Source organism: Sphingopyxis soli (genome assembly GCF_018682675.1).
Lineage (GTDB): Bacteria > Pseudomonadota > Alphaproteobacteria > Sphingomonadales > Sphingomonadaceae > Sphingopyxis > Sphingopyxis soli.
This window is the reverse complement of sequence record NZ_JAFMTR010000062.1, coordinates 30,682-52,036: the sequence shown is the minus strand read 5'-3', so window position 1 is coordinate 52,036 and position 21,355 is coordinate 30,682. Positions and strand designations below refer to the sequence as shown.

The window sequence follows — 21,355 nt, the reverse complement described above, 5'->3', positions numbered from 1 at the left end:
GGCAAAACAAGAATCTGGAGTGCCGGTTTTGATTCAATCAAAACCGAACGCACTCTAGTCGCCGGCGAGCGCCTCGATCAGCCGGTCGACGTCGGCGTCGGTCACATGCAGGTGCGGTGCGATGCGGATCGCGTCACCGCGCTGGCTGACATGGATGTTGCGCGCACGCAGAAGCCCGATCAGATCCTGCGGGTCTCCGGCGACCGACAGGCCAAGGATGTGCCGGCTGCGGAAGTGCGGCGCCAATATTTCGTAGCCGAGCGGCGCGACGGCGGCCGCGATCCGGTCGGTGATCGCGCCCAAACGCGCCGCGATACCCGCAATTCCCCATTGTTCGATCTGACGAAGCGCCGCAATCGCGCCCGGCAACACGGTCGTCACACAGGTCTCGCCGACGTCGTACCGACGCGCGCCGGCGCGATACTCGGCGCAATAATCGGCGAGGCGCGCGAAATCCTGCGCATTGCTTCGCGCCAGCCAGCTTTCCTCGAGCGGACGTTCGTCGTGCCAGCGTGGATCGACATAGAGCAGCGAAAAGCCATAGGGGCAAAGCAGCCATTTATAGCCCGCTGCAACCATGAAGTCGGGCCGCACGGCAGCGAGGTCGAGCGGCGCCGCGCCGAGCGACTGGGTGACGTCCAGAACGAGGACCGTGCCGTTCGCGCGGCACGCCGCGCCGATCGCGACGAGGTCGAAGGTGGCGCCGTCGGTCCAGTGGCACGCCGAAAGTGCAGCGATACGAACCGTCGGATCGAGTGCGGCGAGCACCGCCCGCGTCCAGTCGCCATCGGCCGGACGCCCGGCGGTCCGGATGGCCGCGCCGCGCTCGGCGGCGATCCGCTGCCAGGGGAATATATTCGACGGGAATTCCTGCGCGGCCAGCAGGATATGGTCGCCCGCCTGCAACCGCGGCTCGAGTATGCGCGCGGCGGTACTGATGCCATAGCTTGCGGCGGGCACGATGGCGAAATTCTCGGCGGCGGTGCCGAAGAGCGTCGCGGAGACGCCGCGCAGGGTTTCGGCATCGGCGAAGAAATCGGCGGGCGCGCGCTCCCAAGGTCGCAATTTCGCGCCTGCCGCGCACACGAGCGCGTCGCGCGAAGCGCGAAGCAGCGGCGCGTTGTACGCGGTGTTGAAATAGGCGACATCGTCAGGGATGTCGAAAAGGGTGCGACAGGAGGGATTAGGCATGGGAAATGCTCTAGCCCCGCCGTCCGCTATGGGCAGCGAATGATTGCTTGGTCGGATGAAAGTCCGGATTTGCGTTCGCGATATGGCTGTTTGAGCGACTGTTCACCGGCAGACTTTAGGGTAACATGATACGCGAATCATGCATCCACGTAACTTGATTTCGACTCCTGATGCTCTATTGCCGGGGCGTGCAGGGTGATCCGGACAATTACATCAGCCTCCTTTCGGCCGCGCAGATTGAAACGTTGCGGCATGTTTTCGAGCACAAAAATTCCAAGGAAATCGCTCGCATTATGGATGTTTCGCCGCACACGGTCGACGAACGCGTGCGGCGCGCCTTAAAAAAACTTAATGTTTCCAATAGAATAGAGGCCGCAACGATCCTGGCTCGTAACGGTGTATTCGACCAGGTTACGCCATATCAGCCTTTGACATATCAATTGTTCGACCTAGGCGATGCCGTCCCCGCCGATGAAGCCGGTGCGGGGCGCAGTTCGATCCGGCGGCTTTTCGACATCGGTTCGCCATTTCCTACCGCGTCCCAGCCGGCCAACCGGCACGGGTTGATGGAAAGGATCATCTGGCCGATTCTGATCGCCTTTGCGACCATATTGGCATTTTCCGCTCTCTATTCGATCCTTGTTGGTCTTGGTCGTGTTTTGACCTGAATGCTGCGGGGGGGAAACCGTCGGCATTCGCTTTCAAGGACCGAAGACATGCTGAACGAACGACTTTCCGCGGCGAAGAAGATCGCCTCCGAACTGCATCAGGCCGAAGACGCCATCGACGAAACGATGATCCGGATCGCCCAGCTCGCGGCGACCCTGCCTACCGCGCGGCGCGATATCAACATGTCGGCGATCGTCGGCCAGGAAGCGATGGCCAAGGTCGCCAATGCGCTGGCCGCCGCGGGCGAGGTTCGCCAGCTGCTGACCGACGCGCATATCGCGCTCACCGCGACGCAGAAGCAGGTGGGCCTGGGCACCCGCATGTTCGGCGCGGGCGTCAAACCGCCCGAAGCGTCGCTCGTCGAGGCAGGTGAAGATCGCGGCATGGCCGAGGTCGCGCACTTCCCGCTGGCGAAGGCTTCCTAAGCAACAAGGTGGACCAAACCACATGTGGACCGTGGCGATTTATTATGGGGTTCTGCTGCTCACGGTGGCCGTCGCGATGTGGCGCGGCGGCCCCCTGGAACGCTGGGCAGCGTACACCGCATTGCTCGCCTCGGTCTGCACCACCGTTCTGGCACCGAAACCGAATTGGTCGCATATTGAATATAGTATCTTCGCGATAGACGTCGTCGCTTTGGCGAGCTTCTGGGTCATCGCTTTGAAAACGCAGCGCTTCTGGCCCTATTGGATAACCGGATGGCAGTTGATCGCCATTTTCGGTCACGTCCAGAAGCTGATGTTTTCGGAGATATTGGCGCGTCCCTACGCGCTGCTTTCAATGTATATCTCTTACCCGATCCTTTTTGTCATTCTGTACGCATCGGGTTCGACCAGACGGAGAGAGGATACCAGGGCTCGAATTTAGTGCCCGAGGGGTCTTGATACATGCAGCAATTCTCGAACCAGGAAATTGCGGAAATACGCTCGCGCATCGACCAGATTCACGACATGCTGGCGAAGGGTGGCGACGAGCAGGCGCAGGCGGCGGTTCCGGGCTTCGTCCTGCCGACGGCCGAGGCGCAGCCGCGGCTGGTCGACCAGCTCGCGCTCAGCATCCAGGTCCGGCGGATGCGCCGGACGCATTTCGGCACCGCGCAAATGTTCGGGCCGACGTGGGACATGATGCTCGACCTCATGCTCGCCAACGCGAACGGCCGCACGCTCAGCGCCAGCGATCTTGCGACCGGGGCCGGCGTTCCGTTGTCCTCGGGCCTGCGGATGATCGCGGCGCTCGAAGCGCAGGGTCTCGTGAAACGGTCGATCGACGAGCGCGATCGCCGTCGATCGCTCGTCCGCCTGACCGAGGCGGGCACCGAGAAAATGGCGAGCTATTTCGAGAAATTCGGTACGGCGATGCGCAACGGGTACACCCGCGCCGCGTGATTGCCGGGGTGAGGTTGGCGGCACACCCCTCCCGCCGCCGGCCTCATTCGGTCATGTCGCGCATCATCCGTTCGATCTTCGCCATCGCGTCGCGTTTGATCTGGCAGACGCGCGCCGCGCTGACGTCGAGCGTCAGCCCGATCTCCTGCAGGTTCAGCTCTTCGAAGAAATAGAGCTGCAGGACCATCTGTTCGCGCTCGCCAAGCCGGCCGACGCATAATTGCAATGCCCTGAGCAGCCCGTCCTGCTCGATCGCTTCACCGGCGTCCGGCCGGTCGTCGGCAAAGAGGAAGCTCCCCTCGTCGACGAGCTCGTCGAGCGACGTCGAGCGGCCGTGCGTCGCGCTCTTTTCCAGCGCGAAATAGTCCTCGACCGGGAGCCCCAACGCCTCGGCCATCTCCGCCGCCGTCGGCGCGCGCATCAGCTTCTGTTCGAGCGTGGCGCGCGTCTGCTGCAGCCGCCGCGCCGCCGCCATCGCCGAACGCCCGATATCGGCCTCGCGCCGCTGCTGGTCGATCATCGCACCGCGGATGCGCGTCGTGGCATAGGTGGTGAAGGCGAAGCCGCGCTCCTCATAGGTCCGGCTCGCCTCGATCAGGGCCATCAGCCCGACCTGGATCAGATCCTCGAGGTCGCTCGTGCGCGACACGCGCGAATGGACCTGCCAGGCGATCTTGCGCACCAGCGGCGCATATTCCTCGATCAGCGTCTCGGCGCTCTCGCCATAACCGCCGAGGCGCGGCGCGCGGGCCTTGGCCGCCGCAAATTGTTCGGCGGGCTCAGTTTTCATGGGGCTCGTCCTTCATCTGGGCATCGGGCGCGTTGAGGCGCGGGACTTCGGCGCCGATCGTCGCGACGATCTCGGTCGCCTTGTTTGCCGGGATTTCGAGGTAGGAAATGACCGCGACGTCGGGGAAGGTCGCGCGTACCAGCCGCGACAGCGCCGAACGGCAGAGCGGCGAGGCGACGAGCGCGAAGCTGCGTGTCGAGAGCAGCAGCGGTTCGACAGCGTCGCCGATCTGTTCGATGATCTTCATCGCCATGCCATGCTCGAACGGCCATTCGGCGCCCGGATTCGCGCGCACTGCCTGGTTCAGCAGCACCTCGACCTCGGGGGCGAAGGTCACCACGGGCAGCGGCATCCGGCTGGGCACGATCGTCTGGACGATCAGCGCGCCGATGCGCTGGCGCACCGCCTCGACCAGGTCGGCATCGCCGAGTTGCTGGCCGGCGATCGCCACCATCGCCTCGGCTATCTTGCGGAAGTCGCGCAGCGGGATGCGCTCGACGAGCAGCGCCTTGCACAGCGCGGCGACGCGCGGCAGCGCATAGCCCTGCGGGCTCAGGCTCTGAGCGAGCTGCGGATATTGCGACTTCAGATTGTCGATCAGCGCCTGCGCATCGTCGAGGCCGAACAGCTCGGACGCCGAGGCGACGATGCTGTTGTTGAGGTGCGTCGCGACGACCGTCGACGGATCGACGACGGTATAGCCCGCGGCGATCGCGTCATTTTGCGACGCCTTGGGAATCCACAGCGCGTCGAGCCCGAAGGTGGGATCCTTGCAGGGTCTGCCGGGTACCGTGGTGACAAGGTCGCCCGCGTCGAGCGCGAGCATCTCGTTGGGATAGACCTCGTCCTCGCCGACGATCACCCCGGCGACCGCGATGCGATAGGCGTTGCCCGGCAGCGACAGGTCGTCGGTGACCTTCACCGGCGGGATCACGAAACCCAGTTCCTTCGACAGCTGGCGGCGGATGCCGGTGATGCGGGTCATCAGCGGCGCGCCCTTGCGCTCGTCGACGAGCGCAACGAGCGCATAGCCGATTTCTAGCTGGCACGGCCCGACGTCGCTGACGTCCGCCCATTCGATGTGGTGCGGGTCGGGCGCGGGTGTTGCGGGCGGCGGCGCGGCTTCGGCGACCTGCGCGGCCTTGCGCAGCTGCCAGCCGATCGTGCCGGCGATGGCCGATGCGGGGAGGATCAGCATCTGCGGCATCGCGGGGACGAGGCCGAGGACGAAAAGCACGCCGCTCACCGCGAACCATACATGCGGCGAGGCGAACTGGCTGCCGATCTGGCCCGACAGATCGTGCGGCGACGAAACGCGGGTGACGATCGCGGCGGCGGCGATCGACAGCAGCAGCGCCGGGATCTGCGCGACGAGAGCATCGCCGATCGCGAGCGTGACATAGGTGCTGCCGGCCTCCGGGAAGGAGAGGCCGTGGCTGAAAATGCCAAGGATCAGCCCGCCGACGATATTGACGAACAGGATCAGCAAGCCGGCAACGGCGTCGCCCTTCACGAATTTCGAGGCGCCGTCCATCGAGCCGTAGAAGTCGGCTTCGGTCGCCACTTCCTGCCGGCGCGCCTTCGCTTCGTCGGGGGTGAGCAGGCCGGCGTTGAGATCGGCGTCGATCGCCATCTGCTTGCCGGGCAAGGCGTCGAGGGTGAAGCGTGCCGACACTTCGGACACGCGGCCCGCACCCTTGGTGATGACGACCAGATTGATGATCATCAACACGAAAAAGACGAACAACCCGACGACATAGTCGCCGCCGATCAGCACCTGGCCGAACGCCTCGATAACATGCCCGGCCGACGCCGTACCCTGGTGCCCGTGAACGAGAACCACGCGCGTCGAGGCGACGTTGAGCGCGAGGCGGAACAAGGTCGCGAGCAGCAGCACGGTCGGAAAGGACGAGAAATCGAGGGGTTTCGACGCCTGCATCGCGACCATCAGGATCGCGAGGCTGAGCATGATGTTGGCGACGAAGCTGATATCGAGCAGGATCGGCGATACCGGGATCACCATCAGCGCGACGAGAATCAACATCGCCGCGGGCAAAGCCGCGGCGCCCGCGATGCGGGGCCAGTTGCCGAGTTTCAGGCCGCCCATCAGGCGCCTCCCCCCAGCGAGGCGAGGCGGCGATACGCGCTCGCGGCGAAGTCCATCGACAATTTCTTCGGCATGGGCTGGATATCCATCATCGGGAGCGGCGGGCGCCCGCCGCCGTTGGCGCCGCTGACGCTTGCCATCTGCATTCGCCAGCCGGACGCCGGAGCGGGCGCGCCGGGCATCATGCCGGCGCCACCATCGGCTTCGAGCTTGGCGCGGAAGAATTCGCGGATTTCGCCGAGGCTGCGCATACTGCCGTCGGCGTTGTAGAAGACCGGGCGGTTGGCTGCTGCGGCGTCGGGCATCATCGTCGCGCCGGGCTGGTCGGGATTGTCGCTCCACGCGCCGAGGAAGCGGGCGGCGCCCGCGCTCCCCAGAAAATGCGCAAGATACAGGTCGACCGGCTCGGCGGCGCGCCCGGTGCGGCTTTCGATATAGTCCTGGTTGTCGGAGGTCAGCGCCGCCGCCATGTTCGACGCGGCAACAGGGTCGTTGCGCAGGCCGAGGATCTGGTCGCGCAGCATCGGGTCGGCGATGCTGAACCGCCCCGATGCATCCTGACCGATCGCATTCGCAGCCCAGCCGAGCCCATGGTCGGCGCCGTGGCGGCGCAAAGTCGCGAGCCAGGTCTGCTTGGTGAACTGGTAAAGCCCGCGCGCCGACGAGGTCGGTGCCTTGGCGGTCGGGTTGAAGCGGCTTTCCACCCGCGCGACATCGACCAGATAGTCGAAATCGACCCCGGTTCGCGCCGATGCATTCTGCACGGCATCCAGTACGGGAACGGCGCCGGGAGCCCCGGAAACGGGCGCAGGTGTCGCAGAAGGGTTGATCAGGTTCATGCCTTGGGTTCCGCTCTTTCAGCGAACCAAAAGCAATCATCGTGCCATTTTCCGGAAGCTGGCCGGAAAATAGGGTTTGTCAGTAGGTTAAGGCAAGCCCCCGGGGTTTTGTGCCGCGGATCGCATGGTTCATGTCAATCCTCTGACGCGTCCAGTCCTTGAGCAGGTTGATCCGCATCGCGGCGGCTTCGAGCTGCGCCAGCGTCCGTGTGATCAGCGTCCGCGCCTCGGCTTCGCTGCCTGCCGGGATCGCGGCACCGCGAAACAGGATCACCGCCGTCGCCAGTTCCTCGGTCGCGGCGATGATCGCGCCGGCGTCCTGTCCGTCGAGCGCACCGACCAGCAGGTCGAGCTTGGCCTGGACATCCTCGATCGGCATTATTCGGTGCGCCCCTGTGCATAGTTCAGCATCGCGAGCGCGATCGTCGCCGCGTCCACGCGGTAGCCGCCCTGGTTGATGGCGGTGCGCAGCGAGGCGACGCGTGCGCTGTCCACCGGCGGGGGCATCGACGCGAGGTCGCTCGCGATGCGGATCAGGCTCGCGCCCGCCAGCGCGTCGGGCGCGGCCGTGCGAAGCGGCGCCGCGCCAGCCGCAAGCGTGCTGTCTGCGATCTTGCGCACGGGGGCCGTGCGGCTGACGCCGCCCACCTGCCCGATCTTGCCGTCACTCGACATAACTGCCTCCATCTGCCCCGCCCGAACGAACGGCGGATGCGTCTCACAAGGCTTTAACGGACGGCGCGTGCGGAGATTAAGGGGTGGTTACCGAAAAAATCAAAAAAGAAACCCGGCGTGTCGGAAAGCCGACGCCGCCGGGCCAGTGGGGCTTGGTAGTGTGACGCCTGTCAGTCGGCCATCCGCGCGCGGCCGGGGCCGGTGACGACGGCGCTCAACATGTTTTTCGCGTCATTGCCGCGCAGCGCGATCGTCTCGCCAAGGCGGCCGTCCTGCGTCGCGATGGCCGAATAGCTGACCGTGAAAGTCTCGCTTTCGATCGTCACGCGGACATTGTCGCCGCGGCGGACGACGGGTGCCGTCGGCGCGGGGGCGGCAAAGCCTGCTTGCATGGGCGCCGCGCCCGCCGGACCGGTGAGCGGGACGCGCAGGCGCCATCCGAGCGGCGCACAGCGGACGGCGAGCGTCTGCGCGTCGAGCGCGGTGATGGCCGGCTGTTCGGGGCAGCGCGCCAGCTTGATGCGGCGATCGATCGGCACGGCGGCGCGACCCATCGCATTGGCGACGGTCTGCGCGATCGCGTCGACGGGCTGCCAGTCCTGCATCGCCTGCTGTGCATGGGCAGCGGGAAGCGCGGTCAGGCTTGCAGCGAGGCAGGCGACGATCTTGCGGGTCATGGCGACAATCCTTGTTGGTCCAAAATTCCACGGAATCGAACTGCAGGATGCGTGCCAGTCGGGCTTTCCCGCGGAATTCCGTGTGGTGGCACGGCGCCACGTCAATCTTTTGACGAGCTGCCGTCCGGGGCCGCGGCGGATGATCGAGCGACCGGCACATATATTTGAAAAGCAAAGATAAATAGATTTTGGCACGGCGATTGCATCATGCCTTGGTGTTATTCCGCGTGCCCGCGCCGGCCGGCCAGCCCGTCCACTGCGGCAAGCAAGGGAAGATGATGATGGCAACCGAGAAGCTCTTTGGCCTGCACGCGACGGCGCTCCAGCTGCGCAGCCAGCGCATGATGATGCTCGCGTCGAACATCGCCAATGCCGCCACGCCCAACTACAAGGCGCGCGATCTCGACTTTTCGAAGGCGCTCGACCTTGCAAGCCAGGGCGCCTCGACCGACGGCGCGATCGCCTATCGCGTGCCCGTCCAGCCCTCGCTCGACGGCAACACGGTCGAGATGGCGACCGAACAGACCGCGTTCGCCGAGAATGCGCTCGCCTATCGCTCGAGCCTCTCTTTCCTCCAGGGGCGCGTCAACACGCTGACGCGCGCGATCAAGGGCGAATGACGATGAGCAATTTCTCGGTCTTCGACATTTCGGGCCGCGCGATGTCGGCGCAGCTGGTCCGGCTCAACACCACGGCGTCGAACCTCGCGAACGCGGGCACGGTCGCGGGCAGCGAGAAGGAAGCGTTCCGCTCGCTGAAGCCCGTGTTCCGCACCGTGATGGACGCGCAGGGCCGTGCGACCGTGCAGGTCGACCAGGTCACGACGGGCAGGATGGCGCCGTCGAAGCGCCATGATCCGTCGAACCCGCTCGCCGACAAGGACGGCAATGTGTGGGAGGCGGCGGTCGATAGCGCCGCCGAGCTGGTCGAGATGGTCGAGACGGCGCGCCAGTATCAGAACAATGTTCAGGTCCTCGAAACCGCAAAGGGCCTGATCAACGAAACGCTGCGGTTGGGACAGTAATCATGGTCGATTCCATCGGTTCGCAATATCAGAACTACACGCCGACCCAGCTCAAGGGCCAGCAGCTCGGCCAGAGCGACTTTCTGCGCCTGATGACCGCGCAGCTGTCGTCGCAGGATCCGTTCAACCCGGTCGATAACCAGGAGATGGTGGCGCAGATGGCGCAATTCTCCAGCCTCGCCGGGGTGAGCGAGACCAATACGGTGCTGAAGAGCATTTCCGAACAGCTCGCGGCGCAGACCGCGCTGCTCAAGGACATCAAGGCCGGCCAGACGCCTCCGGCGACGCCGCCGGCCACGCCGACCACCTAATCATTTCGCAGGAAGGATAAGTCCATGTCGTTCTATACTTCGCTTTCGGGCCTCAAGGGCGCCCAGACCGACATGTCGGTCATCTCGAACAACATCGCCAACGCCAATTCGATCGGCTTCAAGCGCAGCAAGGCGCAATTCGGCGACATCTTCGCCTCGTCGCCGACGCAGTCGACGAAGACCGTCGCAGGCCAGGGCCAGCGCCTGATCGGCATCACCCAGCAGTTCACGCAGGGCTCCTACGAGACGAGCGAAAAGACGCTGGACCTTGCGATCGTCGGCGAGGGGCTGTTCATCGTCAAGGGCGAGCCGCCGCGCAACCAGGTCACCTATACGCGAAACGGCGCGTTCTCGCCGCTGCCCGATGGCACCGTCATCGATTCGACCGGCCAGAAGCTCCAGCTGCTTCCCGTCGATGCTGCGGGCAACGTCACCGACCGCACGCTCGCGGGCGCCTATGACTTCGTTCTGCCCGATGGCGCACCGAGCGATCCGACCGCCTCGCTGATCAACGTCTCGGTCGACCTCGACGGCCTCGTCACGGCGACCTTTGCGAACGGCGAAGACCAGGTGCTCGGCAAGGTTGCGATGGCGACCTTCCCGGCGATGGAAGGATTGCGCCCCATCGGCGACGCGCATTGGCAGTCGACCGGTGAGAGCGGACCGCCGACGATCGACGCCGCGACCAACGGCCCGATGGGCACGATCCGCTCGGGCACGCTCGAACGCTCGAACGTCGACATCACCGAGGAGCTGGTGATGCTGATCGCCGCGCAGCGCAATTTCCAGGCGAATGCCAAGGCGATCGAGGGCGCGTCGACGCTGACCCAGACCGTCATCAACATGCGCACGTAAGACCCGCGACTGACCGCCTGCCGGGAGTATCCAGATGGACCGCCTCATCTACACCAGCCTGACCGCGATGCGGGGCAGCATGGCCCGGCAGACGGCGATCGCGAACAATCTCGCCAACGCCCAGACGCCGGGGTTCCGGGCCGACATGGCCGAAGCCCAGTCGCTGTGGCTGAAGGGCGAGGGGTTCGATACGCGTGCCGTCGCCTCCGAAGAGGTGCTCGGCGCCGATATGAAGGCTGGCACGATCACCCAGACCGGCCGCGACCTCGACGTTGCGGTGCAGGGCGATGCGCTGCTCGTCGTGCAGGCGAAGAATGGCGAGGAAGCCTATACCCGCCGCGGCGACCTGCAGTTGTCGCCGAGCGGCCTTTTGACCACCGGCGACGGCAGCCCGGTACAGGGCGCGCAGGGGCCGATCACGATCCCGCCCGCCGACTCGATCAGCATCGATGCCGAAGGCCGGATCTGGGTCGTGCCGAACGGCGGCGACCCGCAGAATCCGCAGGAGGTCGACCGGCTGCGGATGGCGACTCCGGCGGGTTCGGATGTCGTCAAGGGGATCGACGGGCTGTTCCGCGTGAAGGGGGGCGGGATTCTTCCCGACGATCCCGAAGCGCGGCTCGTCACCCGGTCGATCGAAGGGTCGAACGTCGCCGCCACCACCGCGCTCGTCGAGATGATTGAGGCGAGCCGGAGCTGGGACACGCAGCTCAAGATGATCACCGACGCGCGCGACATGGACAGCGCGACCGCCAACCTGATGCAGCTGCCCCGTTAAGGAGAATTTGAAATGAGCTTCGGTGCCCTTCACGTCGCGCGGACCGGTCTGGATGCCCAGGGCTTCCGGATGCAGGTGATCGCGAACAACCTCGCCAACGTCAACACGACGGGCTTCAAGCGCGACCGCGCGAGCTTCGAGACGCTGAGCTATCAGATGATGACGCAGCCGGGCGCGCCGTCGACCGCGGAAAACCGCTATGCAACCGGCCTCAACCTCGGCACCGGCGTCGCGCTCAGCGGCACCGCGCGCATCGATACGCAGGGCACGTTCGCGACGACCGGCAACGGCCTCGACGTCGCGATCGACGGCGCCGGCTATTTCCAGGTGCAGATGCCCGACGGGCGTATCGGCTATACCCGTGCCGGCAACTTCGGCCGCTCGCCCGACGGCACGATCGTGACCTCGGACGGCAAGCCGCTCCAGCCGCAGATCCAGATCCCCGAGGATGCGTCGAGCATCACCATCGGCGCCGATGGCACCGTGTCGGCGAGCGTGCCGGGACAGGAAGGCGCGACCGAACTCGGCCGCATCGAGATCGCGCGCTTCTCGAACCCCGCGGGATTGCAGGCGATCGGCAACAATCTGCTCGTCGAAACGCAGGCCTCGGGGGCGCCGCTGGTCGGCGGCGCCGGCGAGGAGGGCCGCGGCTCGCTGCGCGGCGGGATGCTCGAAGGATCGAACGTCAATGTCGTCGAGGAACTCGTCGACATGATCGAGACGCAGCGCGCCTATGAGGTCAATTCGAAGATGATCTCGGCCACCGACGAGATGATGAAAAATGCCGCGCAGACTCTCTAACCTCGGCCTGATCGCCTTGGTGCTCGTGGCCGCTCCGGCCGCCGCGAAGGACAAGGTCGCGCCCGATGCCTTTTCGGTGTCGATGCCCGCGCCGCCGCCCCCGCCGCCGTCGAACGGCGCGATCTTCCAGGGCGGCTACACGCCGCTCACCTCGGGCGGGCGCGCGGGGCAGGTCGGTGACATTATCACGATCCAGCTCGTCGAGCGCACCGCAGCGACGAAAAGCAACGCCGCCAACACCCAGCGCGACGGCAGCATCGGCCTGACGCCGCCGTCGACCGGCCCGTTCTCGCTGTTCGACCCGAGCGATGTCGGCGCGAGCGGCACGCAGCAGTTCAAGGGCAAGGGCGACGCGTCGCAGTCGAACGCGCTGTCGGGCGAGGTCAGCGTGACCGTCGCCGCCGTCTATCCGAACGGCACGATGCTGGTGAAGGGCGAGAAATTGCTGACGCTCAACCGCGGCGACGAGCGCGTCCAGATTTCGGGCATCGTCCGCGCGATCGACATCGGTCCCGACAACCGCATCCTGTCGACGCGCGTCGCCAACGCCAACATCCGCTACGTCGGCAAGGGCGAGATCGCGCGCGCCAGCAAGCAAGGTTGGCTGCAGCGCTTTTTCTCGATCATCAGCCCGTTCTGAGAGAGGATAATCCAGTGACCAGGCGTCCGACCCTCATCACCCTCCTCCTGCTGCTTGTCGCGAGCTGCGGGGTCGCCGCACCGGCGCAGGCCGAACGGATCAAGGATATGGGCCAGTTCCAGGGCCTGCGCGCGAACCAGCTCACCGGCTATGGCATCGTTGTCGGTCTCGCGGGCACGGGCGACGACAGCCTCGATTATTCGACGCTGGGAATGAAGGGCGCGGTCTCGCGCTTCGGCCTGACGCTGCCCGCCGGGGTCAATCCGGCGCTCAAGAATGCGGCCGCGGTGATGATCACCGCCGAACTGCCCGCTTTCTCGAAGCCCGGCCAGCGCCTCGACATCACCGTGTCGGCGATCGGCAAGGCGAAGAGCCTGCGCGGCGGCACACTGGTGCTCGCGCCGCTCTATGGCGCGGACGGCCAGATCTATGCGATGGCGCAGGGCAACCTCGTCATCGGCGGACTCGGTGTCGATGCCGCCGACGGGTCGAAGCTGACCGTCAATGTGCCGTCGAGCGGCCGCATCGCCGGCGGTGCCACCGTCGAGCGCGCGGTCGATACCGGATTCACCGCCACCGACCAGCTCACCTTCAACCTCCATCAGTTCGACGCGACCAATGCGCAACGCGTCACCGACGCGATCAACCAGTCGCTGCCGGGGTCGGCTGTCATGATCGACGGCGCCAGCATCGCGATCCGCGCCTCGGGCGGCGCCGACGAACGGATGCGCCTGATGTCCCGGATCGAGAATCTCGACGTCATCCGGGCCGAACCGCCTGCAAAAGTCATTGTTAATGCCCGCACCGGAACGGTCGTTATCAACGGCGCGGTTCGCGTCGGGACCGCGGCGGTGACGCAGGGCAAGCTGACCGTCTCGATCAAGGAATCGCCGACGGTGGTGCAGCCCGCACCGTTCAGCCGCGGCCAGACCGCGATCGAGCCGTCGAGCGAGATCGGCGTCGAGCAGGAATATCGCCCGGTGATGATGATCAAGCCCACGGCTTCGCTTTCGCAGCTCGTCGATGCGATCAACCGCATGGGCGTCCCTCCCGGCGACCTTGTCGCCATCCTCGAAGCGCTGAGCCAGGCCGGCGCGCTGACTGCGGAACTGGTGATCATATGACGACGCCCATTTCCTCCACCCGTGCGCCGACGCCCACGCCCGCTGCGGCCGGCGGCGGCGACGGCGGGCTGCGCAAGGCGGCCGAGGCTTTCGAGGCCGTGATCCTGCGCCAGCTGATGGCGTCGATGCGGCAGGCGAAGCTTGCCGACGACATTTTCGGGTCGAGCGCGACCGACAATTTCCGCGAGATGGCCGACGCAAAGACCGCCGATTCGATGGCGGCGCTGCGCCAGTTCGGCATCGCCGACATGGTCGAGCGCCAGTTCCGCGGTCTGGGCGGCGGGCCGACGTCGCTCGGCGGAGGCGTCCAATGAGCGACCTTCTCAGCATCGGCTATACGGGACTGCGCGCCTATTCGAAGGCGCTCTCGATGGTCGGCGACAATATCGCCAACGCCCAGACGCCGGGCTATGCGCGGCGGCGGCTCGAGCTGGGCGAGGTGCCTGCGGGCAGCAACATGGTGCTCTACAGCGGGTCGGTTACCCCGGGCGGGGTCAATATCAAGGGCGTGGTGCGCTCGGTCGAGCAGTGGCTGATCGAGGATGCGCGCATCTCGAGCGGCGATTCCGAACGCGCCGCAACGCGGCTCGAATGGATGAACCGCGTCGAAGGTGCGCTCAGCGACGACACAAACGGCATCAAGACCGCGCTCAACAAGATTTACACGACCGCCGACCTGCTGACCGCCGACCCGTCGAACAAGACACTGCGCAGCCAGTTCCTGCAGGCGGTCGATGACGTCGCGTCGGGCTTCCGCACGGCCGCCGGCCAGTTGTCGGGCCTCGCCGACGGCATATCGGGCGCGGCCGCGGCCGGCGTGGACAAGTTCAACGCCAATCTGACCGCGCTCGAACAGATCAACGTCGGGCTGCGCAAGGCGCGGCCGGGCTCGACCAACGAGGCGGCGCTGCTCGACGAACGCGACCGGCTGCTCGACCAGCTGTCGTCGCAGGCGGGGGTCAGCGCGACATTCGATACGCACGGCGCGGTGACGCTGCGCGCCGCCGGCAGCGGCGATCTGCTCGTCGGCGGCGGCGTGGTCACGCCGATCGCGGTCACGGCGGCGGCGGACGGACGCCTTTCCTATTCGGTCGGCGGTTCGCCTTTCGCGACCGCCACCGGCGAGCTTGCCGGGTTCGCGCAGGCCGCCGATCATGTCGCCGACCAGCGCGCCGGGCTCGACACGATGGCGACGCAATTCGCGAGCCAGCTCAACGCCGCGCACCAGGCCGGCATCGACGCGAACGGAACGGGCGGGCAGCCGCTTTTCACCGGAGCCAGCGCTGCGACCCTCACGGCCGCGGCGTTGACCCCGGACCAGGTTGCCGCAGCGAATGCGACGAGCACCAACGGCAATATGCTGGCGTTCGGGACGATGCGCGGCGCGACCGGCCCCGAGACGGTCTGGTCGGGGCATATGGCGACGCAGGCTCAGGCGACCGCCTCGGCGCGCGCGCAGGATGCGGCCGCGGCGACGCGCGCCGACGCGGCCGCCGCGGCGCGCGACAATGTCAGCCAGGTCGACCTCGACAAGGAAGCGTCGGAGCTGATCCGTTTCCAACAGGCCTATTCGGCCGCCGCGCGCACGATCCAGGTCGCGCGCGAGACGATGCAGACGCTGCTGAACTCGATTTAAGGGAGCGGACGAGATGATTAACGCCGTTGGCAACAAGATGACGCGCGAGATCGCCCGCCAGGGCAAGCTCGCCGAGGCGCTCGAACGGACGCAGATCCAGATCTCGACCGGCAAGCGGCTCCAGCGCATGTCCGACGACCCGGTCGCCGCGCGCCGCATCCAGACGATCGGCACGACGCAGGCGAGCATGGCGAGCTGGGCTGCGAATATCAAATCGGCCGAAGCGCAGACCGCGCAGGCCGACGGGGTGCTCCAGTCGGTCAGCGGCCTTCTGACGCGCGCGCGCGAGCTGACGCTCTCGGCCTCGACCGACACGCTGGCGCCCGCCGACCGGGCGACGATCGCCGCCGAACTGAACGCGATCGCCGACGAAATCGACGGGCTGGCGGCAACGCGCGATTCGAACGGCGAACCGCTGTTCGCTTCCGGGAACGCCCGCGTCATCCGATTCGATTCGGATGTCAGCTTCGCGGCGGTGCCGCCGGCGGCCGATGTCTTCGTCATCGGCGGCAACAGCCTGTCGACCGGCCTGCGCGACATTGCGACCGCTGTCGGTGCGGGAAACAAGCCCGCGATGACCGCCGGTCTGGATACGTTGACCGCCGCGATCGACCATGTCGCCAACCAGAATGCCGTCATCGGCCTTTCTGCCGGACGGCTCGAACGGATCGGCGAAGGACTCGCGGCGCGCGGGATCGAGATCGCCGACGAACGCAAGTCGGTCGAGGACACCGATCTCGAAAGCGCGATCGCGCTGCTCAACGCCCAGGATCTGACGCTCAGCGCCGCGCAGGCAGCCTTCGCCAAGATCAACCGGCAGACAATGTTCGATCTTTTGAACTGAGCGGCCTCAATATCTCCGGCCCGCTGCCGTTAAGCATAACAGACGTCCCATGAATTTTCCGGGCTGCCAGCCCGATCGGAGTTGAGCGCGCATGTTTCCCGTCGTCGGCATCGTCGTACTGATCCTGCTGGTCTTCGGGGGCTTCGCGATGACGGGTGGCAATCTTGGCCCCGTCATGCACGCGCTTCCGCACGAAATGCTGATCATCGGCGGTGCCGCGGTCGGATCGCTGATCATCGGCAATTCGGGTGCCGAGCTGAAAGCGCTCGGCGGCGGCCTTGCCGCCGTGTTCAAGGGACCGAAATACAAGAAACAGGATTATCTCGACGTCATTCTGCTCGTCTCGACGCTCATGAAGATGATGCGCACCGAGGGCCCGGTCGCGGTCGAACCGCATATCGAGGATCCCAAGTCCTCGCCGCTCTTCCAGCAATATCCCAAGCTTTTGAAGGACGATACGCTCGTCCACCTGATCTGCGACACGCTGCGCCTCGTCGTCGTGTCGTCGGGTACGCTCGATCCGCACGCGGTCGAGGATGTCATGGACAATGCGCTGAAGAGCCATCGCCATCATGCGCTGAAGCCCGCCGAAGGGCTGCAGGGCCTCGCGGACGCGCTGCCCGCGCTCGGCATTGTCGCCGCGGTGCTCGGCGTTGTGAAGACGATGGGCTCGATCGACAAGCCGCCGGCGATCCTCGGTGGCATGATCGGTTCGGCGCTCGTCGGCACCTTCCTCGGCGTGCTCCTGGCCTATGGTCTTGTCGGCCCGTTCGCGAACCGCGCCAAGGCGGTGATCGAAAGCGACGCCGCCATCTATCACACGGTGAAGCAACTCATCATCGCGTCGCTCCACGGCCATCCGCAGCCGCTGGTGATCGAGGCGGCACGCTCGGGTGTCGATCATCATAACCAGCCGAGCTTTGCGGAAGTCTTCGACGGAATGCGGGGGAGGTAGGGTAGTGGCCGCGCGTCCCAATCTCGTCCGGCCGATCATCGTCAAGAAGGTGATCGAGGAAGGCCATGGCGGCCACCACGGCGGCGCGTGGAAGGTCGCCTATGCCGACTTCGTGACCGCCATGATGGCCTTCTTCCTGCTGATGTGGCTGCTCGGCGCGACGACCGAGAAGCAGCGCAAGGCGCTCGCGGACTATTTCGCGCCGACGATCGTCAAGACCAAGCAGGAGAGCGCCGGCGGGGCAAGCCTGTTCGGCGGCGATTCGATCGTCTCGGCCGACCGCTATCCGCACCGCGCGGGCCAGACGGGCACACGCTCGCTGACCATCCCCAAGGACGCCGTCGGCGGCCCGAAGGAAGCGGCGGGGCGCGAGCGCGAAAAGGAGAAATTCGCGCAGGTCGCGAAATCGATGATGGAGCGCGTCCAGAAAAAGGGCGAGCTCAAGCGCCTTGCGCGCAACCTGCGCTTCACCGTGACGACCGAGGGGATGCGCATCGACGTCGTCGACGATGCCGACTTCTCGATGTTCGCCATGGGCACCAGCCAGTTGACGCCCGCCGGCGCGAAGCTGTTCAGCGAAATTGCCAAGCCGATCGCCGAGACGTCGAACCGGGTGATGATCCGCGGCCATACCGATGCCGCGCCCTGGTCGACCAAAACGGGCATGAACAACTGGCGCCTGTCGGTCGACCGCGCCGAGGTGGTTCGCAACTTCCTGGAGTACCGCGGGGTCGACGGCAGCCGCTACGCGCGCATCGAGGGCGTCGCCGATCGCGAGCCCTATAACCCGGTCGACCGGCTCGATCCGCGCAACCGCCGGATCTCGATCACCCTCGGCTGGCGGGTCGGGGACGAGAAATAGAGCCAATCTGGCAGTATTAAAATTCGTAAACGACCAAATTGCGCCAACATTACTGCCAGTCTGGCAATAATGCTTTGTTTTCAATGGGTTGTGTTAATTTGGATAATCATTCGTTTACCATTTTCCTCAATTTCTGTCTCCATCAAGAGGGCGCCGAATGGGGGGCGCGGTGGAGACGAAAATGACCGTGGGGCAGACTGTTGGACAGAATGGAAAGGATCGCTCGGCGCTTGAGGCGCTGATCATCGGGCACAGCCCGGCGGTGGTCCAGCTTCGCGAAATGATCCGGCGGGTCGCCCGCTCCAATGCATCGGTCATGCTCTGCGGCCCCTCGGGCTCGGGCAAGGAACTGGTCGCCCGCGCGATCCACGATGAAGGCATCCGTTCGGGCAAGGCCTTCTCGGCGATCAACTGCGGCGCCATTCCCGCCGACCTTATCGAATCCGAGCTGTTCGGGCATGAAAAGGGCAGCTTCACCGGCGCCCACGCCCGCCGCATCGGGCATTTTGAAGCGAGCGAGGGCGGGACGCTCTTCCTCGATGAAATCGGCGACATGCGCTTCGACATGCAGGTCAAACTTCTCCGCGTGCTCGAAGACCGGACGATCGTCCGCGTCGGCAGCAGCGAGATGAAGAAAGTCGACGTCCGCGTCATCTCGGCGACCCACCAGGATATGGGCACCGCGGTCGCCGACGGCCGTTTCCGTGAGGACCTTTTCTTCCGCCTCGGCGTCGTTGTCCTGCAGGTTCCGAGCCTCGCGGCGCGGGTCGAGGATATTCCGGCGCTGATCCGCCATTTCCAGCGCAACATGCCCGGCGAAACCAAATGCCGCTATGACGACGCCGCGCTCGCGGTGCTGATGGAGCATCGCTGGCCGGGCAATGTTCGCGAACTGCGCAATTTCGTCGAGCGCGCCAGCGTGCTTTACGGCGGCGAGACGCTTGGCGCCGACGACGTCGCCATGCTTCTGAATCCGACCGCGGTGTTGGCGCCGCGCCCGGCTGCTCCGATCGCTGCTGCCGCGATCGACGACGGCCAGCCCGCGCCGATGCCCTTCGCCAAAACGCCGGCCCCGGGCCGCCCGATCGACCTTAAGCGCGAGATCGAAAACATCGAGCTCGAACAGATCCACAATGCGCTCGACCTCGCCGACGGCATCATCTCGGAGGCGGCGCGCCTCCTGACCCTGAAGCGCACGACGCTGATCGAGAAGATGCGCAAATATGGAGTTCAGCAGCAGGCCGCCTGATAACTACCCCACCAGTTTCGGCGCCGCTGAATTCGGCACCGGTCGCATCATTCCCTCTGTCGCCTGTCCCCACCTTTGGCGGCAGCGGGGAAGCGGCCGGTGCCGAACCCTTTTCAGGGTCGTGACAAATTACTGGCGCAGCTGGCGCCAGGCCGAACTGACGGTGACAATGCCCTTGAGCAGCTCGTCGAGCTCGTCGGCATCGTTCGCGGCGACGGCATTGTCGAGCTTGCGCCGCATGCTGCGATAGACGCGGGCGAGCGCCTCGGCGACGTCGCCGCCATTCTCGTGATCGAGCCCGACGTCGAGTCCGATCAGGATCGCGCGGGCGCGGTGCGCGGGTTCGGTCGCCGACACGCGCTGCCCCTGGCGCACCATCGCCGCGAGTACGCCCACCGCGGTCTCCAGCTCGTCATAGAGCATGGTCACGAGCTCGATCGGGTCGGCCGCGCTTGCCCGGCTTTCGTTCTGCAGGCGGCGATAGAGTCCGGTCGCGCGGACGGTCGAGGCGGTGGCGGTCGTCATCGGTACCATCAGTCGTTATTGGAATTGGACCACAGCTTGATCTGCTGCTCCAGATAGGCCTGCGTCGCCTTGAAGGCGTTCAGCTTGACGTCGAGCTGCGAATATTGCTTCTCAAGCCGCGCCTTGTACGCCGCTTCGCGGGTCTCGACCTTTTCGAGTTCCTTCGACAGCGAGGTGCCCTTGTCGGCCAGCGATTTCTCCAGCCGGCCGATCGCGCCGTCGGTCGCCACCGCCTTGTCGCGGATTGCGTCTAGCGCGCCCGCGATGCCCGGGTCGGTGACCGGATTGTGCGTGCCGTCGCGAAGGGGATTGAACAACCCCTCGACCGCGCCGGCGTCCGACGCCAGCACCGCGTCGAGCTTGACCTTGTCGAGCGTCAGCGTTCCGTCCTTCGCGGTCGAGACGCCGATGTCGGAGAGCCTGTTGATGCTGCCATGGCTGGTGAGCACCTTGGTGACGAGCGTATTGAGCTCGCGTTCCAGCTCGCGCAGCCCCGTCGTGGCGCCCGACAGTTTCGACGCCGCCTGCAGGCTCTTCTTGAGCTGGTTATAGACGTCGACGAAATCGCCAACGGTCTGCTTGATCATATCGAGCGGGCGGCTCGCGCCAAGGTCGACCGGTTGACCGGGAGCGGCCTTCTTGAGCGTCAACGATATGCCGGGCACGACGTCGTCGATCGTGTTCGACGCGCGGCTGAAGGCGACGCCGTCGAGCGTGAATTCGGCGTTCGCGGCGGTCTGGCCGACCGAGAGGCCGCCATTGGTCGCAAAAGCGCTGAGCCCCGGATCGGCGGCGCCGTCGGCGGTGAGCGTGAAGGCGTTGGCGGCGCCCGTCGCGCCTTTCAGGATCAGGCGGCTGCCGCCCTGGTCGGAGATGATCGAAGCGGTCACCCCGGCGCCGCTGGCGTTGATCGCGGTGGCGAGCCCCTCGAGGCTGTTGTTCGTCGCGCCGACGGTGATCGTCTTTGCAACCCCGTTGACGGTCAGGGTCATCGTTCCGGTGCCGATCGCTGCCGTCTTGTCGGCGACGACGCCCGAATAGCTGCTCTGCGCGCGGGCAAGGCTGTTGACGACAATCGTTGCGGCGAATTTGTCGGCTTGCAGGCCCGCACGGGCGGTCGCGGCTAGGACGCTTTCGTCCGACACTGTCGGCTTGCTCCGCAGCGACCCGTCGGAAATCATCTGTTCGAGCGAATCGGCAAAGCCGACAAGATCCGACCGCGCCTGCGATACCGCGCTGATCCGCGCCGTGTTGGCGGTGATCAGGCCGCCCAGACGCGCGACCTTCGGCTCGCGCGACGCCGACGACAGGTCGCTGACCAGCTTTGCGATGTCGATTCCCGACCCGGCGCCGAGCGAAGAGGCGATCGATGTAACCATGGTGAATATCCTTCGAGCTTCTTAACGGCCGGGATTCCG

27 protein-coding genes are annotated in these 21,355 nt (G+C 65.8%); 18 read left to right on the top strand and 9 right to left on the bottom strand.

All coding sequences use genetic code 11. The features are described 5' to 3' along the window. Nucleotides 1–54: 54 nt before the first annotated feature. Nucleotides 55–1,191: an aminotransferase class V-fold PLP-dependent enzyme gene (locus J1N50_RS09955; RefSeq protein WP_215353375.1), complete on the bottom strand. Its 1,137-nt coding sequence runs from the start codon at nucleotides 1,189–1,191 to the stop codon at nucleotides 55–57. A gap of 188 nt (nucleotides 1,192–1,379) precedes the next feature. Between J1N50_RS09955 and J1N50_RS09950 the strand changes: the two genes are divergently transcribed. Genes J1N50_RS09950 through J1N50_RS09935 form a run of 4 tightly spaced genes read left to right on the top strand, consistent with a single transcriptional unit; the run spans nucleotide 1,380 to nucleotide 3,245 of the window. Then, nucleotides 1,380–1,859 carry a response regulator transcription factor gene (locus tag J1N50_RS09950; RefSeq protein WP_283404306.1) on the top strand — a complete coding sequence of 160 codons (480 nt, stop codon included), beginning with the start codon at nucleotides 1,380–1,382 and terminating at the stop codon, nucleotides 1,857–1,859. Between the two features lie 48 nt (nucleotides 1,860–1,907). Then, the gene (locus J1N50_RS09945) at nucleotides 1,908–2,285 is read left to right on the top strand and encodes a hypothetical protein (RefSeq protein ID WP_215353373.1); all 378 of its coding nucleotides are present in this window, start codon (nucleotides 1,908–1,910) and stop codon (nucleotides 2,283–2,285) included. Between the two features lie 22 nt (nucleotides 2,286–2,307). Beyond that, complete coding sequence (locus J1N50_RS09940) at nucleotides 2,308–2,727, top strand: hypothetical protein (RefSeq protein WP_058456552.1); 420 nt, start codon at nucleotides 2,308–2,310, stop codon at nucleotides 2,725–2,727. A gap of 20 nt (nucleotides 2,728–2,747) precedes the next feature. Further along, nucleotides 2,748–3,245 carry a MarR family winged helix-turn-helix transcriptional regulator gene (locus tag J1N50_RS09935; protein WP_215353372.1) on the top strand — a complete coding sequence of 166 codons (498 nt, stop codon included), beginning with the start codon at nucleotides 2,748–2,750 and terminating at the stop codon, nucleotides 3,243–3,245. A gap of 43 nt (nucleotides 3,246–3,288) precedes the next feature. Here the strand turns inward: J1N50_RS09935 and J1N50_RS09930 are convergent, their stop codons facing one another. The 6 genes from J1N50_RS09930 to J1N50_RS09905 all read right to left on the bottom strand — a co-directional run bounded on the left by J1N50_RS09930 (nucleotide 3,289) and on the right by J1N50_RS09905 (nucleotide 8,333). Further along, nucleotides 3,289–4,035 carry a sigma-70 family RNA polymerase sigma factor gene (locus J1N50_RS09930; protein ID WP_215353371.1) on the bottom strand — a complete coding sequence of 249 codons (747 nt, stop codon included), beginning with the start codon at nucleotides 4,033–4,035 and terminating at the stop codon, nucleotides 3,289–3,291. Continuing rightward, nucleotides 4,025–6,142 (bottom strand): flagellar biosynthesis protein FlhA, encoded by a 2,118-nt coding sequence (gene flhA / locus J1N50_RS09925; protein WP_215353370.1) that lies wholly within the window; start codon nucleotides 6,140–6,142, stop codon nucleotides 4,025–4,027. Before flhA ends, J1N50_RS09930 begins: the two co-directional genes overlap by 11 nt. Next, nucleotides 6,142–6,981, bottom strand: a complete 840-nt coding sequence (locus tag J1N50_RS09920) for a transglycosylase SLT domain-containing protein (RefSeq protein ID WP_215353369.1) — start codon at nucleotides 6,979–6,981, stop codon at nucleotides 6,142–6,144. The genes flhA and J1N50_RS09920 overlap by 1 nt, the downstream gene beginning before the upstream one ends. Nucleotides 6,982–7,060: 79 nt before the next feature. Beyond that, on the bottom strand, nucleotides 7,061–7,360 hold the full coding sequence (locus J1N50_RS09915; protein WP_215353368.1) for a hypothetical protein: 300 nt from the start codon (nucleotides 7,358–7,360) through the stop codon (nucleotides 7,061–7,063). After that, complete coding sequence (gene flgM / locus J1N50_RS09910) at nucleotides 7,360–7,656, bottom strand: flagellar biosynthesis anti-sigma factor FlgM (protein ID WP_058456558.1); 297 nt, start codon at nucleotides 7,654–7,656, stop codon at nucleotides 7,360–7,362. Before flgM ends, J1N50_RS09915 begins: the two co-directional genes overlap by 1 nt. A gap of 170 nt (nucleotides 7,657–7,826) precedes the next feature. Further along, nucleotides 7,827–8,333, bottom strand: a complete 507-nt coding sequence (locus tag J1N50_RS09905; RefSeq protein WP_215353367.1) for a flagella basal body P-ring formation protein FlgA — start codon at nucleotides 8,331–8,333, stop codon at nucleotides 7,827–7,829. Between the two features lie 278 nt (nucleotides 8,334–8,611). Here J1N50_RS09905 and J1N50_RS09900 point away from each other — a divergent pair, with 278 nt between their 5' ends. The 14 genes from J1N50_RS09900 (at nucleotide 8,612) to J1N50_RS09835 (ending at nucleotide 19,412) form a co-directional block, all read left to right on the top strand. Then, nucleotides 8,612–8,953: a flagellar basal body rod protein FlgB gene (locus J1N50_RS09900; protein WP_204992580.1), complete on the top strand. Its 342-nt coding sequence runs from the start codon at nucleotides 8,612–8,614 to the stop codon at nucleotides 8,951–8,953. Then, the gene (flgC, locus tag J1N50_RS09895) at nucleotides 8,950–9,357 is read left to right on the top strand and encodes a flagellar basal body rod protein FlgC (RefSeq protein ID WP_215353366.1); all 408 of its coding nucleotides are present in this window, start codon (nucleotides 8,950–8,952) and stop codon (nucleotides 9,355–9,357) included. The genes J1N50_RS09900 and flgC overlap by 4 nt, the downstream gene beginning before the upstream one ends. Nucleotides 9,358–9,359: 2 nt before the next feature. Next, nucleotides 9,360–9,668 (top strand): flagellar hook assembly protein FlgD, encoded by a 309-nt coding sequence (locus J1N50_RS09890; protein WP_215353365.1) that lies wholly within the window; start codon nucleotides 9,360–9,362, stop codon nucleotides 9,666–9,668. A 24-nt stretch (nucleotides 9,669–9,692) separates the two neighbouring features. Further along, on the top strand, nucleotides 9,693–10,523 hold the full coding sequence (locus tag J1N50_RS09885) for a flagellar hook-basal body complex protein (protein WP_215353364.1): 831 nt from the start codon (nucleotides 9,693–9,695) through the stop codon (nucleotides 10,521–10,523). A gap of 34 nt (nucleotides 10,524–10,557) precedes the next feature. Further along, nucleotides 10,558–11,301: a flagellar basal-body rod protein FlgF gene (gene flgF / locus J1N50_RS09880; RefSeq protein ID WP_215353363.1), complete on the top strand. Its 744-nt coding sequence runs from the start codon at nucleotides 10,558–10,560 to the stop codon at nucleotides 11,299–11,301. 12 nt (nucleotides 11,302–11,313) lie between these two features. Continuing rightward, nucleotides 11,314–12,102: a flagellar basal-body rod protein FlgG gene (gene flgG, locus J1N50_RS09875; RefSeq protein ID WP_058456564.1), complete on the top strand. Its 789-nt coding sequence runs from the start codon at nucleotides 11,314–11,316 to the stop codon at nucleotides 12,100–12,102. Continuing rightward, complete coding sequence (locus J1N50_RS09870) at nucleotides 12,083–12,742, top strand: flagellar basal body L-ring protein FlgH (RefSeq protein ID WP_215353362.1); 660 nt, start codon at nucleotides 12,083–12,085, stop codon at nucleotides 12,740–12,742. Before flgG ends, J1N50_RS09870 begins: the two co-directional genes overlap by 20 nt. Nucleotides 12,743–12,756: 14 nt before the next feature. Continuing rightward, nucleotides 12,757–13,866, top strand: coding sequence for a flagellar basal body P-ring protein FlgI (locus tag J1N50_RS09865; protein ID WP_425516935.1), 1,110 nt, complete (start codon nucleotides 12,757–12,759; stop codon nucleotides 13,864–13,866). Next, nucleotides 13,863–14,180, top strand: a complete 318-nt coding sequence (locus tag J1N50_RS09860) for a rod-binding protein (protein ID WP_082657903.1) — start codon at nucleotides 13,863–13,865, stop codon at nucleotides 14,178–14,180. The genes J1N50_RS09865 and J1N50_RS09860 overlap by 4 nt, the downstream gene beginning before the upstream one ends. Continuing rightward, a complete protein-coding gene (flgK, locus tag J1N50_RS09855; RefSeq protein ID WP_215353361.1) occupies nucleotides 14,177–15,502 on the top strand; it encodes a flagellar hook-associated protein FlgK in 1,326 nt (441 codons plus the stop codon). Before J1N50_RS09860 ends, flgK begins: the two co-directional genes overlap by 4 nt. A gap of 13 nt (nucleotides 15,503–15,515) precedes the next feature. Continuing rightward, nucleotides 15,516–16,346, top strand: a complete 831-nt coding sequence (locus J1N50_RS09850) for a flagellin N-terminal helical domain-containing protein (RefSeq protein ID WP_215353360.1) — start codon at nucleotides 15,516–15,518, stop codon at nucleotides 16,344–16,346. Nucleotides 16,347–16,437: 91 nt separating this feature from the next. After that, a complete protein-coding gene (motA, locus tag J1N50_RS09845; protein ID WP_215353359.1) occupies nucleotides 16,438–17,301 on the top strand; it encodes a flagellar motor stator protein MotA in 864 nt (287 codons plus the stop codon). A 4-nt stretch (nucleotides 17,302–17,305) separates the two neighbouring features. Beyond that, a complete protein-coding gene (locus J1N50_RS09840; RefSeq protein WP_215353358.1) occupies nucleotides 17,306–18,163 on the top strand; it encodes a flagellar motor protein MotB in 858 nt (285 codons plus the stop codon). 181 nt (nucleotides 18,164–18,344) lie between these two features. After that, the gene (locus tag J1N50_RS09835; RefSeq protein WP_246553329.1) at nucleotides 18,345–19,412 is read left to right on the top strand and encodes a sigma-54 interaction domain-containing protein; all 1,068 of its coding nucleotides are present in this window, start codon (nucleotides 18,345–18,347) and stop codon (nucleotides 19,410–19,412) included. Nucleotides 19,413–19,541: 129 nt separating this feature from the next. On the opposite strand, the gene J1N50_RS09830 is transcribed toward J1N50_RS09835, so the two are convergent. Beyond that, entirely contained in the window at nucleotides 19,542–19,937 is a 396-nt protein-coding gene (locus J1N50_RS09830; RefSeq protein WP_215353356.1) for a flagellar export chaperone FliS, read from the bottom strand. 8 nt (nucleotides 19,938–19,945) lie between these two features. Then, nucleotides 19,946–21,316, bottom strand: a complete 1,371-nt coding sequence (fliD, locus tag J1N50_RS09825; protein ID WP_215353355.1) for a flagellar filament capping protein FliD — start codon at nucleotides 21,314–21,316, stop codon at nucleotides 19,946–19,948. Nucleotides 21,317–21,355: the final 39 nt, after the last annotated feature.